Consider the following 15,633-nt stretch of genomic DNA (forward strand, 5'->3'; position numbering starts at 1 on the left):
AAACAACACTAAAACAATACAAAAATAAAAGGCGCTAAATAGCGCCTTTTGCATTTGTAAAACCGCTAGCGGTTTATTTTAAAATCTATTTGCACCTGAGTGCTTGCTACTACAGGGCTTCCGTTTTCAAACTTGGGTGCGTAACGCCATTTTTTAAGTGCCTCTAGTGCTGACTTTTCAAATGCGTGGCCACCTTCTGAGCTTATTACTGATGAGTTTTTTACAAAACCCGCGGTGTCTACATCAAACTTAAGAACAACAATACCATCTGTATTTTGGCGGGCTTTGTTTATTGGGTACTCAGGTGGTTGGCGATAAACCGGTGTTTGTTCTTGTGAATCTTTCCATGGCACCATTTCAGCAATGGCTAAACAATGTTTAGTTGCTTGCTCGCTTTGACCTGTTTTTTCGTAAAGGTTTACAAGTTTTGAGTGCGCGGTAAGTTCGGCGTTATGATCAAAGCTTAGGTTGCTATCGAATACCGAAACAACATGGTTTAGACGCTCAATCGCTTTTTTATATTTTTTCTTACTTTGCGCAAACGAGGCGACTAAAAAGTCTGCTTTGATTCGCTCAACCGTGTTTTCGTCTAAATTTTCACGGTAGTACTCATCGGCTTCGGTTAGCCATTTTTGGGCTGCACGAAATTTTTTATGTGCAAACTTACTTGCTAACAACGACGCGGCTTCAAATTGCATATCGGCAACAAACTTTGGTTTATTTTGTGCTTTGGCAATGTCGATTATACGCTCGAGATGATCTTCTGCCAAAGACGCTGATTTAGCATTTTCGGCTTTACCTAAAAGTGCGTCGAGTGTTTGTATTGAATTTTTACCATGGTTATCAGCTAAAATTGTATAGGCTTGCGAGTAAAGGCTGTAACGCTGTTGCCTGATGTTTTTTTTGCTGCTTGTTGTGCTTGGCGGTGTAATGGCTTTAGCATAATTAATAGCAAGGTTTGCTGTGTTGTCGCTTTTATCACCGTAAAAATTAAGCCCTGTGGTGTAAGCCTGTTTCGCGGCTTGCTCAATATCGTGTTTTGTTTCTACAGCGTTTAGGTAGCTCTGGTAAGCAGTTGAAAATGCGGCTTTAGCGTTATCAGCTTGGCTAGCAAGTACATTATTTGTAAAGGCAGATAAACTTAATCCAACAAGTAGAGCAAGGTGTTGTGGCTTCATAATGATCCTTATTAATTGTGAACCTGAACGTGAATAGTAACGCAATTTTAAATCGCTATTTTAGCGTTAGCTGCATTAAATTTAATTACAATACGCATGTAACTGTACGAGTGAATTTACATTGCTTTCACTAAAGTATTGATCAAAAGCAGCAAACTTAAATATTACTATCCTCGTATTATTTAAAATTACGAATAATCTAATTAATAATAACTTACTATACATTATAACCATTGTCATTATACAGGTACAAAAGCCACTATTATGTGCTGATTTAATCTGTTTTTTAATTAGCCTGAACGCTGGTTAAGAAAGTTGCTAACGTATTGAATAATGGTGATATTTAAATTTTATTTTTCTAGTCAGAGATTTTCAATGAAACAAGGCGAATTTACGCGTCAATAGTAGGCCTATTGCAAGTAAATTCAACGCAGTTAGCGCTAAAAATAGCTGCTAAAGATAGGTTTATTATTCAGAGTTCAGGTTAATTAGGTTTAATCATTGAAAACAGGGGCTGTCGTCGCCATATAATTGCGATAAACAGTGTTGTACTACGATCTAATTTTACTCTTTTGTGATATTATCACTTTATTGTCGTGTCGTAGTTATTTAAATATTTGGATTTGTCGTGGCGCAAGTAAGAGCAAGAGTCCAGCTAAATGTTGGCAAAAACAGTGATATCCCTGCAGAAATAGTGTCATTTACTGACCTAAAAGATGGTCAAGAGCATATTGCTATGGTGTTTAATAACGCAGATACCGAGCAAGATGTACCGCTTATTCGTATGCATTCGGAGTGTTTAACGGGGGATGTATTTCATTCATCACGTTGTGATTGCGGCGAACAGTTAAACGAATGTATTGAAATGATGCACGAGCAAGGCGGTATTTTGCTGTATTTACGCCAAGAAGGCCGTGGTATTGGTTTATACAATAAAATTGATGCTTATGTACTGCAATCGCAAGGTATGAATACCTATGAGGCCAATAATCATTTAGGTTTTGCAGATGACTTACGCGACTTTTCTGATGCGGTATTAATGCTTAATGCGCTTAATTTAAAGCACGTTAAATTAATGACCAACAACCCTAAAAAGCTCAATGCCTTAAAAGATGCAGGTATTGAAGTTGATACGGTTATTGGTACACATGCGCACATAAAAGCGGGTGTAGCAGGTAATAAAGCCTACTTAGAAACCAAAATAAAGCATGGCGCACATATGCTAGATATTAAAAAAATTAAAAAACCTTAATATTACTGATCTGCCTCTGTGATCCCACCCAACGCCAAGTTATACTTGGCGTGTTTCGTTATAAATTAAGAGCAAGTATGTCTACACAATTACGAGTATTTAAAGCAGATGCCGGGCTAAAGTGGTTAAAAGCGGGATGGCTTATTTTTAAAACCCAGCCAATGACGTTTATTTTTATGCATTTATTTATTGGCATTGTGGGCTTACTGTCGTTGTTTTTACCTTTACTGCAAGTGGTTGCTGCACTGGCTACGCCTTTTTTAACTGCCGGTTTTTATCAAGCGGTGCTGACCAAGCAGCAAGGCGGCAAAATTATGTTGGCTGACATTCTTAAGCCATTTTCAGCCAAAGGAAACCGTTTAGGTTTGGTGCGTTTGGCGTTATACCAAATGGGGGCGGGTATTTTAATGGCGTTATTAGCAAACGGTTTATTTGCCGATGCCGTAGCAATTATGAGCCAGCCAGGGCTTGAGCCTCAGGCTGCACTTGAGCAAACTCTTGCGAGTATTTCGGGTGCGAGTGTTATTTTATTTTTTATGGCCATGCTTATTTATTTAACAGCCTTTGCCTATGCGGTACCGCTTGTTTATTTTAATAAAGAGCAACGTATTTTAACGGCGCTTAAGCAATCGCTTATGGTTTTTTATCATAATTTGTTTCCGCTAAGTGTTTTTGGTGTTATTTGCGTACTATTTATGGCGGTTTCTATGTTCTTATCGTTCTTACCACTGTTGATTTTAATGCCGATTTGCTACATTAGTTTTTTTGTTTCTTATCAAGCGATTTTTATGCCGATTGTCCCGCCAAGTGACGACAAAAATGTTAAACCACTTAGCAGTGAAACAAGCGGACGCTTTGACGCTTAATGGATGATAAGTTAAAACAAAAATTAAAAAATTATGTACTTTGGTTACTCGGACGCCAAGAATACTCGCGCCGTGAGTTAACCTTTAAATTACAGCAAAAAGAAGCCACAGATGAGTTTATCGAAAATTTGCTTGATTGGTGCGAAAAGCACAACTTTATAAACGAGCAACGTTACTGTGAAGGCTTTGTAAGAAAACACATTTTTAAATGCCATGGGCTCAAGCGAATTCAAAGCGAGGCCATGGGCAAAGGGATTGACCGTTCGCTACTCGAAAGGGTAGTTGAAGAGCTTGAAATAGACTGGTTTGAGCTTGCGCAGGATGCGTACAACAAAAAATATTCAAATACACCGGCAAACCTCGACTACAAAGACAAGGCTAAGCGCGTGCGCTACTTAATGTATCGAGGTTTTAGCTATGAACAAATCGATTTTGCAATGCAATCACAGTAAATACAGGTGAGATTTTCACATGCAGCACATGACTACCGCACAAATTAGGCAACAGTTTTTAGACTTTTTTGCCAGCAAACAACACCAAGTTGTACCTTCAAGCTCGCTTATTCCGGGCAACGATGCCACGTTATTGTTTAACAATGCCGGTATGGTGCAATTTAAAGATGTATTTTTAGGCGCTGAATCTCGCCCATATACACGTGCAACAAGCTCACAGCGTTGTGTACGTGCTGGTGGTAAACATAACGATTTAGAAAACGTAGGTTACACGGCGCGCCACCACACATTTTTTGAAATGTTAGGTAACTTCAGTTTTGGTGACTACTTTAAGCAAGAAGCTATTAAGTTTGCGTGGGAGTTTTTAACTGAGGTTGTTAAATTACCTCAAGAAAAACTGCTTGTTACTATTTATCATGATGATGAAGAAGCGTTTGAGTACTGGTCAAAAGATATTGGCTTAAGCGAAGACCGCATTATTCGTATTGCTACCTCAGACAACTTTTGGTCAATGGGCGATACAGGTCCGTGCGGTCCGTGTTCTGAAATATTTTACGATCACGGTGAGCATATTTGGGGTGGTCCTCCAGGCTCTCCAGAGGAAGACGGTGACCGTTTTATCGAAATTTGGAACCTAGTATTTATGCAGTACAACCGTCAAAGCGACGGTACTATGGAGCCACTACCTAAGCAATCTGTAGATACGGGCATGGGGCTTGAGCGTATTTCTGCTATTTTGCAGGGCGTGCATTCAAACTATGAAATCGATTTATTCCAAGGCTTAATTGCAGCAGCTGCAAGTGTCACTAACGCGCAAGATATGGACGATAAGTCACTTCGCGTAGTAGCCGATCATATTCGTTCGTGTGCATTTTTAATTTCAGATGGTGTTATGCCATCTAACGAAGGCCGTGGTTACGTGCTTCGTCGTATTATTCGCCGTGCAGTTCGCCATGGTAATAAGCTTGGCGCACAAGGCGCGTTTTTCTTTAAATTAGTTGCTGCACTTATTGAGCAAATGGGTCAAGCGTACCCTGAGCTTGCTAAGCAACAAGAAATTATCGAAAAAGTATTACGCATTGAAGAAGAGCAATTTGGTAAAACACTTGAGCGTGGCTTAGCTATTTTAGAAGAAAGCTTAAGTGACCTTAAAGGCGATGTGATCCCAGGTGATTTAGTCTTTAAACTTTACGATACCTATGGTTTCCCTGCCGATTTAACAGCCGATGTTGCGCGTGAACGCCAAATGACGATTGATCATAAAGGCTTTGAAGAATGCATGGCTGTACAGCGTAAAACTGCACAGCAAGCGGGTAAATTTGGTGCCGATTACAACGAGCAATTAAAATCAGATAAACACACTGACTTTAAAGGCTACGACAGCACGCATTATAGTGCGACAGTGGTTGAAGTGTTTGCTGGTGGTGAAGCCGTACAGTTATTAGAAGATGGCCAAGAAGGTATTGTTGTACTAGACCGCACACCGTTTTACGCAGAATCTGGCGGCCAAACGGGCGATACCGGTACAATTATAGTTGCTGGTGGCGAGTTTAATGTGACTAACACCACTAAATTGGGTAATGCATTTGCGCACCACGGTAAAGTACAAGGCCGTATTGGTATTAACGATAAAGTGGATGCCACTATTGATGACGCACGCCGTGATCGTATTAAGAAAAACCATACAGCTACGCATATTTTACATGAAGCATTACGCCAGTTATTAGGTGAACATGTAAGCCAAAAAGGCTCGTTAGTTCAAGCGGATCGTTTACGATTTGATTTCTCGCACTTTGAAGCCGTTACTAAAGACGAGCTACGTGATATTGAGCGTGTAGTTAACGACGAAATTCGTCGTAACTTTGCACTTAACACTGAACTAATGGCAATTGATGATGCTAAAGCAAAAGGTGCTATGGCGTTGTTTGGTGAAAAATACGATGACGAAGTACGCGTTGTGACTATTGGTGATTATTCAATCGAGCTTTGTGGTGGTACACACGTAGAGCGCGCGGGTGATATTGGCTTATTCAAAATTGTATCTGAAAGCGGCATTGCTGCCGGTGTTCGCCGTATAGAAGCAGTCACTGGCGCAGATGCAGTTGCTTATGTAAGTGAGCAAGAGCAACAGCTTAGCGATGTAGCAGCGCTGGTAAAAGGCGATAGCGCATCAGTACTTGAAAAAGTAACAGCATTACTTGAGAAGTCTAAAGGCCTTGAAAAGCAAATTGCTCAGCTTAACGACAAATTAGCGAGCGCTGCAGGTGCGTCTTTACTTGATTCGATTGTAGAAATTAATGGCGTTAAGCTATTGGTTGCAAACGTTGAAGGAACTGAGTCTAAAGCGCTTCGTGGTATGGTTGACGACCTTAAAAACAAGATTGGCTCAGGTGTTATTGCCCTCGGTGTTGCTAGCGGCGACAAAGTAAGCCTAATTGCCGGTGTGACTAAAGACTTAACTGGTAAAGTAAAAGCCGGTGAGTTAGTTAACCACATGGCCGGCCAAGTAGGCGGTAAAGGTGGCGGCCGTCCTGATATGGCACAAGCCGGTGGTTCTGAGCCACAAAACCTTGCTGCTGCACTTGATAGCGTTACTGCTTGGTTAACTGAGCGTACTTAAGCCTAAGTGGCGTTAATTGTACAAAAGTATGGCGGCACGTCGGTTGGTTCAATAGAGCGAATAGAAGCGGTCGCCGACCTTGTTGTTAAAACTAGGCAACAAGGTCATCAAGTGGTTGTGGTTCTCTCGGCTATGTCGGGAGAAACCAACCGCTTAATTAATCTTGCCAAACAAATAGATTCCCGTCCAAGCAACCGAGAACTCGACGTGCTAATTAGTACCGGCGAGCAAGTATCGGTTTCTTTATTGGCTATGGCTATAATCAAACGCGGCCACTCAGCCGTAAGCCTATTGGCCGATCAAGTTAATATTCAAACCGATAATATGTTCGGTAAAGCCCGCATTACAGACATTGCAGCTACACGTTTAAAGCATGAGCTTGAGCATAACCGTATTGCTATTATTGCCGGGTTTCAGGGGCGTGATGTTGAAGGCAATATAACAACCCTTGGCAGAGGCGGTACTGATACGTCGGCGGTAGAAATAGCTGCGGCTATAAAAGCCGACGAATGTCAGATCTATACCGATGTTGATGGCGTATATACTACAGATCCTCGGGTTGAACCTACCGCACGAAGAATGAGTAAAGTGACCTTTGCTGAAATGCTAGAGTTAGCAAGCTTAGGTGCTAAAGTATTGCATATTCGTTCTGTTGAGGCGGCGGGTAAACACAATGTCCCACTAAGGGTGCTTTCGAGCTTTAATCCCGATGAAGGGACATTGATTACGTTTGAGGAAAACGACATACCAAGTAAAGTTGTTTCGGGTATTGCATTTAACGCAGATGAGTGCTTAATTAAGGTACAGGGTGTACAAAGTGGCACTCAAAATCTTGTAAAAATATTGAAACTTTTTGCTGATAACGGCATCGAAATAGATATGATTAATCAAGTTAATCATATCTTTGAAAAAATAGACTATGCTTTTACTGTGCACTCGAATGACTACCTGCAAGCACTTGAATTACTAACCGAGAAAAAGGTGTCCTTAGGTGCTGAAGATATAAGCGGGAAAACAACCGTAGCAAAAGTATCTGCTGTTGGTATGGGCATGAAATCGCACTGGGGTGTTGCCAGTTTATTTTTTGATGCATTGGCGCAGGAAAATATTAACGTTGTTTTAGTGTCTACTTCAGAGATTAAAATCTCTGTTTTAATAGATGAAAAGTACCTTGAGTTGGCAGTTCGTGCATTACATAAAGCATTTTTAACGGAAAGTAGATAGATAGTGAGTTTTTACTTACTTTTTAGTCTATTTTTCATTAATATGGATAAGCGGAATCTTATAATTTTAATTGGAACATGGGAGCAAGAGAATGCTAATACTAACTCGTAGAGTAGGTGAAACCCTTATGATCGGTGACGAAGTAACAGTGACCGTTTTAGGTGTTAAAGGAAATCAAGTTCGAATTGGTGTAAACGCACCAAAAGACGTATCAGTGCATCGTGAAGAAATTTACATGCGTATACAAGCTGAAAAGTCTAACCCTAATCCGGGCAATGCTTAATCAACACGTATACCTAGCTAAATAAATTATTTAGTTAAGTCAAAAAGCCACTCATTGAGTGGCTTTTTTGTTTATAAAATCGAGCATTTCATCTGTGAGTATTTGCTTTGAAATATATTGCAGGCTGTTTTTATTTTTAATTAACACGCCCCGTGGCGTTTCAATTACCTCAGCGATGTCTTGCCAAGCTAGTTGGTAGCTTTTGTAATGGTTTGCCGATTTAATGCCTTCATCATCAAAAGTGAGTGTAACCTCAGAACCTGATGCTCGGCTAAACATTTGTCTGGTCACCCACCATGGCCTGCGGTAATAAAAAGCAACGCATTCAAGCACAGCAACCATGATCAAAAATGTTCCTAAATAATGATCAGCTAAACCGTAAATGCTAAATAAACCAAGCGAGACTAACAGTACCAGTAAAAAGTACTTAGGTTGTGCGCGTTTGCTGTAAGGAAGTGATTCGTCAAAGCATTCGTAAAAGTAGGGTTTATCAAGTGTGTAGGTGGTTGAAAATGACATAGTGCCTTGCTTTAAAAATCGTTTTATATATTTTAGCAAGTTCGCTTATAAATGAGCAGCTTTATAATGCGTGCATTTATTTTAGGCACAAAAAAACGGCTTAAGAGCCGTTTTTTTAATAATATACTAACGATTAACAGTTAGTTTCTTCAGCGTTTACGCCTTCTTTGACTTCTTCGCACGTATCTTCAACAGAATTTTGTACATCTGTTACTACTTCATCAATACGTTCACCGGCTTCTTCTGCGTTGTTATCTTGACAACCCATGATGAAAAAACTTGCGAAAAGACCAATTAGTGCTGCTTTTAAAGTTGTAGAGTTCATAATGTAATTCCTTGTAAATAAATAAAATTGTAGTGTTAGTTGAGTATATGCCTACCTGGGCGATTTACCACGTAGCGCACCCGAAACTAACGAAATAACTAAAAGTACTATAAAAATAAAGAATATAATTTTTGCTATACCAGCTGCGGCACCTGCGATGCCACCAAAACCCAACACTGCAGCGATTAAAGCAATAACTAAAAATGTGATTGTCCAGCGTAACATTGTTTTCTCCTTGGTTATCAAATTTGTACACAATAGTTAATGCCAGTACTGTGCCATAATATATTTTTGTTTTATATCAGTGGTTTGTATGTTTTTGTTTGTTTTTTGACTTTGTTAAATTGGTAACTTTTACGTTGGGTTGTGTAACTTATTCACACACAAGTATAGGTTGCAATTAAAGGGTGCTTAAAAAAGCCTCTCTTGGTAAGACCAATTAACAAGTTTGTTTTTTTCTACACATTATGAGTGATTTTAGGTTCAGTAAAGTGCGGGGAATTCGGCTTTGTTAAAAATTCAGCTATAGCTTATAAATATAGTGAGTATTTTTTGTGTGTATTATGGGGTGTTGATGGGTAAGGGTTTTTGCTGTGGTTAATAAATTTGGTTATATGTTATTTTTATTTTAATTGGTTTTACCAATTTACAATGGCTAGACAAAGCTATTTGTTTTGTTATTATCTAGTGAATAAATATTTAACTAAATCGACTTTTTATTTTCGATATGGGTTTCAAGGGGAGAAAAATGGATATAGGTGCTGTACTTACAACCGCTGGTAGCTTAATGCTAACAGGTATGGTTGGAGTGTTTGTCTTTCTTTCGATATTAATTGGCGCAGTTACAATAATGTCTAACTTAGTGGCGCGTTTTAGCCCTGTCGAAGTTGCGACTCCAGTTAAGTCACCATCGTTTAAATCTCAAGGTGTGCCAAATGAGCACATCGCTGCTATTAGTGCTGCCATTGCTCAGTACAAATCAAATAACAAATAAGGGGCACACACATGGCTAAATTAAAATTAACAGAATTGGTTCTTCGTGATGCGCATCAGTCATTACTTGCCACGCGTATGCGCTTAGGTGACATGCTACCGATTGCAAGTAAATTAGATGATGCAGGCTACTGGTCAATTGAATCGTGGGGCGGTGCGACCTTTGATTCTTGTATTCGTTATTTAGGTGAAGATCCGTGGGAACGTATTCGTGCGCTTAAAAAAGCGATGCCAAATACTAAGCAGCAAATGCTATTACGCGGTCAAAACTTATTAGGTTACCGCCATTATGCTGACGATGTTGTTGAAAAGTTTGTTGAGCGCGCACACAAAAACGGTGTTGATGTGTTTCGTATTTTTGATGCAATGAATGATGTACGTAACCTAGAAACAGCCATTAAAGCGGCTGTTAAGGTAGGTGCTCATGCTCAAGGTACTATTTCGTATACGGTAAGCCCTGTTCATACACTTGATATGTGGTTAACGCTGGCCAAGCAATTAGAAGAGCTGGGTTGTCATTCAATTTGTATTAAAGATATGGCGGGTTTGTTAAAGCCATATGACGCAGAAGAGCTTATAAAAGCGCTGAAAGAAACAGTGTCGATTCCAATTGCTATGCAATGCCATGCTACAACAGGTTTAAGTACTGCTACGTACCAAAAAGCGATTGATGCAGGTATTGATATGCTTGATACCGCTATCTCGTCTATGAGTATGACTTACGGTCACTCAGCAACAGAAACCATTGTAGCAATTGTTGAAGGTACGGCGCGAGATACTGAGCTTGACTTAAACCAACTTGAAGAAATTGCATCTTACTTTAGAGATGTTCGTAAAAAATACGCAGCGTTTGAAGGGAGTTTAAAAGGCGTAGATGGACGTATTTTACTCGCTCAAGTACCAGGTGGCATGTTAACTAACATGGAAAACCAACTTAAAGAGCAAGGTGCCGCTGATAAGCTTAACGAAGTACTACTTGAAATACCGCGTGTACGCGAAGACTTAGGTTTTATTCCTCTTGTTACACCAACATCACAAATTGTGGGTACTCAAGCTGTACTTAATGTGCTGACAGGTGAGCGTTATAAAACTATCACTAAAGAAACCGCAGGCGTATTAAAAGGCGAATATGGTTTAACACCAGCTCCAATGAATAAAGAGCTGCAAGAGCGCGTACTCAATGGCAGCGACGTTATTACGTGTCGTCCTGCTGATAACATTGCTCCTGAGCTGGAAACACTTGAAGCTGAGCTATTAAAAGAAGCACAAGAGCAAGGTTTAACGCTTGCTGAGGATAAAATAGACGACGTACTTACTTATGCGTTATTCCCACAGGTTGGTTTAAAATTCATCAAAAACCGTAATAATCCTGATGCATTTGAACCGGTTCCAAGCGAAGACGATAACACAAGTAAATCGCCAGCCAAGTCATCAGCAAGTAGTAACAGTGTTAAGGCTGAGCAATATAGCGTTAAGGTAGACGGTAAAGTTTACGACGTTGTCGTAGCGCAAGGCGGTGAACTTAAAGAAGTCACATTAAAAGATTCAGAACATTTACCTCAGTCTGCTTCAGTGGCTTCAGGTGAAACGCTAAATGCACCTTTAGCTGGTAATATTTTTAAAGTTAAAGTGAAAGCGGGTCAGGTTGTAAACGAAGGTGATGTTGTTGTGATTATGGAAGCCATGAAAATGGAAACTGAAGTACGTGCAATGCATACTGGTACAATTGCTGAAGTGCTTGTGTCTGAGGGTGACTCAGTGACCACTGGTGACGCAATTATTGCGTTGGCTTAAGGAGTCGTATAAATGGAAGGTCTTTTAAACCTTTGGCATGCAACAGGTCTTGCTAACTTTACGTTTCCTGGCTTGATAATGATTGCTGTAGGCTGTTTGTTATTGTTTTTAGCGATATCTAAAAACTTTGAGCCTCTGCTTTTATTACCAATTGGCTTTGGCGCGATATTAACTAATATCCCGGTTGCTGGTATGTCTGACCCTGGCGGGCTTTTGTACTCAGTTTACTATGTGGGTATAGATACCGGGATTTTTCCGCTATTGATATTTATGGGTGTTGGTGCATTAACTGACTTTAGTGCGCTAATAGCAAACCCACGTATGTTATTGCTGGGGGCTGCGGCTCAGTTTGGTATTTTTGCGACCTTGTTTGGTGCAATTTTACTTAACTTCATACCTGGTTTTGAGTTTTCGCTTCAAGATGCATCAGCTATTGCTATTATTGGCGGGGCTGATGGCCCAACGGCAATATTTTTAGCCTCAAAGCTAGCGCCTGATTTATTAGGGGCAATTGCAGTGGCTGCTTACTCTTATATGGCGCTAGTACCAATAATTCAGCCTCCTATTATGCGTGCACTTACAACGCCTGAAGAGCGCCAAATTAAAATGCCTGAGCTACGTAAAGTATCTAAAAAGGAAAAAATTATTTTTCCACTTATGGTACTCACTGCAACCGCGATGTTTTTACCAGCAGCAATTCCGCTAGTAGGTATGTTCTGTTTAGGTAATTTAATGCGTGAGTCGGGTGTTGTTGACCGTTTAAGTAACAGTGCGCAAAACGAAATTATCAACATAACGACCATATTTTTAGGGTTAGCGGTTGGCTCTAAGCTTGCAGCAGATGATTTCTTAACGCTAGAAACTATTGGTATTTTAGTGTTGGGCGCCCTTGCTTTTGGTATTGGTACAGCGTCAGGTGTATTTATGGCTAAAGGCTTAAATAAAATATCTAAAACACCTATTAACCCGTTAATTGGTGCCGCTGGTGTATCAGCTGTTCCTATGGCTGCTCGCGTAGTAAATAAAGTGGGACTTGAAAATAACCCACATAACTTTTTACTTATGCACGCAATGGGTCCTAATGTGGCGGGCGTGTTAGGCAGTGCGGTTGCTGCAGGTATTTTGTTGGCACTTGTTGGCTAAATTGATTTTAGATTTCAACCAACCATTGAGCGCAGTTTACTGCGCTTTTTTTTGCCCTGAATTTCTGTTCGTTAATGGTTTCTTGTTTTAAGTTTTTTGTTTAAAGTGGTGGTTCTTCGCAATTTTAAGGATGATCATTATGCTTCACACTCCACTGGCTCACTATTTACCTAATGTTAGTAAACTTGTATTTGGATGTATGGGGTTGGGAGGCGGTTGGAATAAAGACCCAATTACCAGCGCACATCTTAAACAAACCCACGAATGCATTGATAACGCGATTGAAGGCGGCATTAATTTTTTTGATCATGCAGATATATACACTTTTGGTAAAGCAGAACAGGTATTTGGTCAGGCACTGAGTGAGCGACCAGAACTTAGAGAGCACATGTATATTCAGTCAAAATGCGGAATAAAATTTGCTGACGACCAGGGCCCTAAGCGCTATGACTTTTCAGCAGATTGGATTGAGCAGTCGGTAGAAAACTCACTTAAGCGATTAAATACGCAATACCTTGATGTACTAATGCTTCATCGTCCAGACCCTTTAATGGAAGTTGATGAAGTTGCACGTGTATTTAGCTGTTTAAAAGAAAGTGGCAAAGTAAAACATTTTGCCGTATCAAACATGCAGCAACACCAAATCAACTTTTTACAGCATGCCCTTGATATGCCGATTGTTGCCAATCAAATAGAGGCCAGTTTGCAAAAACATCAATTTATAGACGAAGGTCTGTATGTTGGTAACAGCGACGGTAAAGACATTAACTTTACGCCCGGTAGCATTGAATACTGCCGCAGCTTTGATATTCAAATACAAAGTTGGGGTAGCTTGTGCCAAGGTTTATATACCGGTGGCGATTTATCAAAGGCGTCGCAAGCCGATATCAACACAAGTATTTTAGTAAATAAACTTGCTGCAATTTATGGTACCTCTGCTGAGGCAATTGTACTTGCGTGGCTGCTGCGCCACCCTGCATCGATTCAACCCATTATTGGCACGACTAACGCTAAGCGTATAAACGCATCGTGTGAGGCTATTAATGTTCATTTAAGCCGAGAGCATTGGTATGCCCTATATGAAAGCGCTAAAGGCTGTGAAGTGCCATAAAGAGGGTTTTTAATGAACGTAATTATTATTTTAGTGTGTTTATTTATAGCATTGGCAATACTGATCCCATTACTTGAAAAGTACCAAAGCAAAATGGGGCTTGAGGGGGCGGCAAAATACAGTAAATATATTTGGCCATTAGTGATGGGCTCTTTAGTTATTCAACTTATTTATGTATTAATGAATTAGGTGTGTAAAGCTATTAATATAAAATTAAGATGCAAAGCCTTTAATGTAGAACGGCTCTATGTGAGCTAACCAACTTATTTTTAAAATAAAAACACTAAAAAAGCCCTTGCAGGCTAAACCTGCAAGGGCTTTTTAATAAATTAATAACGCGGTTACTTAAGTGCTAGTTGTAATTCGCGATTACGCTCTAATTGAGCAATAAAGTTTTCGGCAATAGGTTTAAATTTAGCAAGCTCAGAGCGGGGGAGTGGCTCAGACTTTGGTAATTTAACCGTTTTAGGATTACGGTGAACACCGTTAACCAAAAACTCATAATGTAAATGCGCGCCAGTCACTCGACCTGTAGCACCTACAGTACCAATTTTGTCTCCTTGTTTTACTTTTTGACCTGTTCTAACAAGCTTTTTGTTAAGGTGTAAATACTTGGTGACATACTGTGTACCGTGGCTAATAAATACGTAGTTACCATTGTACTTACTGTAACCTGCCTTAACCACTTTACCATTACCCGATGCAACAACGGGTGTGCCAGTACGTGCAGCGTAATCAATACCGCGGTGTGCTTTTACTTGCCCTGTAACTGGGTGTAAGCGACGTGGGTTAAAACTCGAGCTAATATATTTAAAATTAACGGGGGCACGTAAAAATGCTTTTTTCATACTACGGCCTTCGGGGGTATAAAAATTGCCATCGGTGTGTCGAATTGCTGTAAAGCGTTGCCCTTGGTTAATGAACTCAGCCGCTATAATTTTACCGGTACCAATAAATTCGCCTTCAACATAGTGAGATTCATAAATTAAACCAAATTGATCGTTTTTACGAATGTCGTTAGCAAAGTCTACATCCCAACCAAAAATATCAGCAAAGTTCATGATTTGGCGCTCGCTTAAACCCGCTGCAATTGCAGAAGTCCAAAAGCTGCTAGAAATTTCACCGCCAGCTGTTTTGGTCAGCGTTTCTATTTCTTTGCTATCTATAGATGTATTGTAGTTACCTTCGTCATCTAGAGTTACATACAACGTATCTGTTTTAGAAATAACGTAACGCAATTGCGCAAGCGTTCCATCTTTACCGGTTGCAAAGCTCAGTACTTCGCCTGGGTGAATTTTAGTTAGCTTGCGAGTTTCTGCGTTAGTGTTAATTAGCTTATGTAGCGTTTGCGCTGAAAAGCCCGCGCGTTTAAATATAATTGCTAAGTTGTCGCCCGTTTTTACTTGGTGGTCGACTAAATCGTATTCTGGAAGTTTTTCGGCTGTTTGCTCTGAATTTAACTCGGTTAATTTTTCGTTGTCATCAACTTTAACTTGAAGCTCGTAGCGCTTGCCAATCTCTAATGCATTTGCATTGTTGTCTTTAGACGCGGTTGCTTTCTCAGATGGAAGAAACGTCAAGGCGGCAATAGCAGAAACCAAACATAAGATAAGCAATTTGTGTTTTTTGGGGAGGGTATTAACCACGTGAACCATAACGTGCCTTTTTCTGCTGTCAAGATAATAAATACATAATATTGCAGGATATACCTAATATTGTGCGAATACCAGTGCTTTGTAGATTTTAAATCGCGCTGAATTACGCTAAAATCGGGCTTTATATGCCTTTTTAGCGCTTAATTTATCTCAGACTATGCGCATTTTATTTAGTTGCATTAATCACTTAAAAAGTTGTTTTAATTAGGTAGAAATTT

At 40.0% G+C, this 15,633-nt stretch carries 16 protein-coding genes; 11 read left to right on the forward strand and 5 right to left on the reverse strand.

Translation table 11 applies throughout. The features are described from left to right. Positions 1–65: 65 nt before the first annotated feature. Positions 66–1,178: an energy transducer TonB gene (locus CWB62_RS05305; RefSeq protein ID WP_138530644.1), complete on the reverse strand. Its 1,113-nt coding sequence runs from the start codon at positions 1,176–1,178 to the stop codon at positions 66–68. 628 nt (positions 1,179–1,806) lie between these two features. Between CWB62_RS05305 and CWB62_RS05310 the strand changes: the two genes are divergently transcribed. From CWB62_RS05310 to csrA, 6 genes are all read left to right on the forward strand, one after another. Continuing rightward, positions 1,807–2,430, forward strand: a complete 624-nt coding sequence (locus CWB62_RS05310; RefSeq protein ID WP_006794352.1) for a GTP cyclohydrolase II — start codon at positions 1,807–1,809, stop codon at positions 2,428–2,430. A 77-nt stretch (positions 2,431–2,507) separates the two neighbouring features. Then, on the forward strand, positions 2,508–3,296 hold the full coding sequence (locus CWB62_RS05315; protein WP_058404832.1) for a BPSS1780 family membrane protein: 789 nt from the start codon (positions 2,508–2,510) through the stop codon (positions 3,294–3,296). After that, positions 3,296–3,748: a regulatory protein RecX gene (locus CWB62_RS05320; protein ID WP_006794350.1), complete on the forward strand. Its 453-nt coding sequence runs from the start codon at positions 3,296–3,298 to the stop codon at positions 3,746–3,748. Before CWB62_RS05315 ends, CWB62_RS05320 begins: the two co-directional genes overlap by 1 nt. A gap of 19 nt (positions 3,749–3,767) precedes the next feature. After that, positions 3,768–6,368 (forward strand): alanine--tRNA ligase, encoded by a 2,601-nt coding sequence (alaS, locus tag CWB62_RS05325; RefSeq protein WP_138530642.1) that lies wholly within the window; start codon positions 3,768–3,770, stop codon positions 6,366–6,368. 6 nt (positions 6,369–6,374) lie between these two features. After that, the gene (locus CWB62_RS05330) at positions 6,375–7,592 is read left to right on the forward strand and encodes an aspartate kinase (protein WP_138530640.1); all 1,218 of its coding nucleotides are present in this window, start codon (positions 6,375–6,377) and stop codon (positions 7,590–7,592) included. Between the two features lie 91 nt (positions 7,593–7,683). Then, on the forward strand, positions 7,684–7,875 hold the full coding sequence (gene csrA / locus CWB62_RS05335; RefSeq protein WP_004587515.1) for a carbon storage regulator CsrA: 192 nt from the start codon (positions 7,684–7,686) through the stop codon (positions 7,873–7,875). A gap of 51 nt (positions 7,876–7,926) precedes the next feature. Here csrA and CWB62_RS05340 read toward each other — a convergent pair whose 3' ends face one another. From CWB62_RS05340 to CWB62_RS05350, 3 genes are all read right to left on the reverse strand, one after another. Further along, positions 7,927–8,394, reverse strand: coding sequence for a YcxB family protein (locus tag CWB62_RS05340; protein WP_058404829.1), 468 nt, complete (start codon positions 8,392–8,394; stop codon positions 7,927–7,929). Between the two features lie 133 nt (positions 8,395–8,527). Next, a complete protein-coding gene (locus tag CWB62_RS05345) occupies positions 8,528–8,719 on the reverse strand; it encodes a hypothetical protein (protein ID WP_006794346.1) in 192 nt (63 codons plus the stop codon). Between the two features lie 51 nt (positions 8,720–8,770). Further along, the gene (locus CWB62_RS05350; RefSeq protein WP_006794345.1) at positions 8,771–8,944 is read right to left on the reverse strand and encodes a DUF1328 family protein; all 174 of its coding nucleotides are present in this window, start codon (positions 8,942–8,944) and stop codon (positions 8,771–8,773) included. Positions 8,945–9,467: 523 nt separating this feature from the next. On the opposite strand from CWB62_RS05350, the gene CWB62_RS05355 reads away from it, so the two are divergent. From CWB62_RS05355 to CWB62_RS18625, 5 genes are all read left to right on the forward strand, one after another. Continuing rightward, on the forward strand, positions 9,468–9,713 hold the full coding sequence (locus CWB62_RS05355) for an OadG family protein (RefSeq protein ID WP_138530638.1): 246 nt from the start codon (positions 9,468–9,470) through the stop codon (positions 9,711–9,713). Positions 9,714–9,724: 11 nt separating this feature from the next. After that, complete coding sequence (oadA, locus tag CWB62_RS05360; RefSeq protein ID WP_138530636.1) at positions 9,725–11,506, forward strand: sodium-extruding oxaloacetate decarboxylase subunit alpha; 1,782 nt, start codon at positions 9,725–9,727, stop codon at positions 11,504–11,506. A 12-nt stretch (positions 11,507–11,518) separates the two neighbouring features. After that, entirely contained in the window at positions 11,519–12,649 is a 1,131-nt protein-coding gene (locus CWB62_RS05365; RefSeq protein WP_058404826.1) for a sodium ion-translocating decarboxylase subunit beta, read from the forward strand. A 139-nt stretch (positions 12,650–12,788) separates the two neighbouring features. After that, positions 12,789–13,760: an aldo/keto reductase gene (locus CWB62_RS05370; RefSeq protein ID WP_058404825.1), complete on the forward strand. Its 972-nt coding sequence runs from the start codon at positions 12,789–12,791 to the stop codon at positions 13,758–13,760. A 12-nt stretch (positions 13,761–13,772) separates the two neighbouring features. Beyond that, entirely contained in the window at positions 13,773–13,949 is a 177-nt protein-coding gene (locus CWB62_RS18625) for a hypothetical protein (protein WP_171034629.1), read from the forward strand. A gap of 152 nt (positions 13,950–14,101) precedes the next feature. On the opposite strand, the gene CWB62_RS05375 is transcribed toward CWB62_RS18625, so the two are convergent. Further along, a complete protein-coding gene (locus CWB62_RS05375) occupies positions 14,102–15,415 on the reverse strand; it encodes a peptidoglycan DD-metalloendopeptidase family protein (RefSeq protein ID WP_138530634.1) in 1,314 nt (437 codons plus the stop codon). Positions 15,416–15,633: the final 218 nt, after the last annotated feature.

The organism is Pseudoalteromonas sp. S408 (genome assembly GCF_005886645.1).
Lineage (GTDB): Bacteria > Pseudomonadota > Gammaproteobacteria > Enterobacterales > Alteromonadaceae > Pseudoalteromonas.